Origin of the sequence: Burkholderia sp. Se-20378 (genome assembly GCF_017104665.1) — a bacterium.
Lineage (GTDB): Bacteria > Pseudomonadota > Gammaproteobacteria > Burkholderiales > Burkholderiaceae > Burkholderia > Burkholderia lata.
Map to the genome: position 1 here is coordinate 1 of NZ_JAAGPG010001130.1, position 1,049 is coordinate 1,049.

The following is a 1,049-nucleotide window of genomic DNA, read 5'->3' on the forward strand; positions in this document are numbered from 1 at the left end:
GAGAGCCGGCTCGGCGTGCCGAACTTGAGCGCACGGCTCGCGCCGACCAGCGTGTCGCGGATGCGCCGGTTCACGGCCTTCATGTCGACGCGCATGTATTCGCGGGCCGCGACGTCGTCGCGGGCCGGCACCGCGCTCGACAGGATCTCCAGATAGCCGATGCACAGGCGCAGGCTGCGCTGGATCGCCTCGAGCTGCATCATCGACGTCTCGCATTCCTTCGACACCGACGGCATCAGCGAGCGCAGCTGCACCAGCAGCGCGCTCAGCGCGGCCATTTCCTTCAGGTGCGCGTCGTCGCTGATCGGGCGGTCGCCCGCGAGCCGCGCATGCACGGCCGCGCACGCGCGCAGTGCGTCGGCGAGCTTGTAGCGCCACGAGTAGGTGGCATACAGCGGCAGCGCGAACGAGAACGCCAGCGCGATCGCGATGCCGGTCAGCACGTTCACCGCGCGCCACAGGCCGTCGACGATCTCGTTGTCGCCGTGCCCGGCGACGATCACCATCGTGATCGCCGACAGCAGCGCGATATAGCCGGCCTTGCCGATCGCGTGATACGCGCAGAAGCCGCACGCGAGCGCCATCAGCAGGTAGATCGCGAGCGGCGCGTGCACGAACGAATACAACAGGATCAGCCCGAGCCCCGCGAGCGCCCCGATCGACGTGCCGAGCGCGCGCTCGGCCGCCTTCTTGCGGATGTTGCCGTGGTGCTGCAGCCCGCCGACGACGATCAGCACGGTGATCGTCGACCACTCGCCGTGCGGCACGTTCAGGCCGGTGGACAGCGCGATCGACACGAGAATCGCGAGCGAGACGCGCGCCGCATGGATCAGCTTCGCGTGCCGGTAACGGCGATACGGGTCGAGCAGCGGGCGGAGCGCGTTGCGCAGGAGGGGCGGCAGCCGGGCAGGGAGCGGGGTGGTCATGGCGGAACGGGAGTGGCCGGAACGCGCACGGCGGCCTGCGCGGGCCGGCGCCGCGCCGCATGCGCAGCAGATGTCACGCTAACCGAACGCGGGAGGACTGTCCACGGCGCAGTCATCGGGCCC

General features: G+C 70.3%; 1 protein-coding gene. It reads right to left on the reverse strand.

The window, feature by feature from the left end:
• On the reverse strand, positions 1-926 hold a 926-nt coding region (locus G3N93_RS40570; protein ID WP_206135582.1), incomplete at its 3' end, for an FUSC family protein.
• Between the last annotated feature and the right edge of the window lie 123 nt (positions 927-1,049).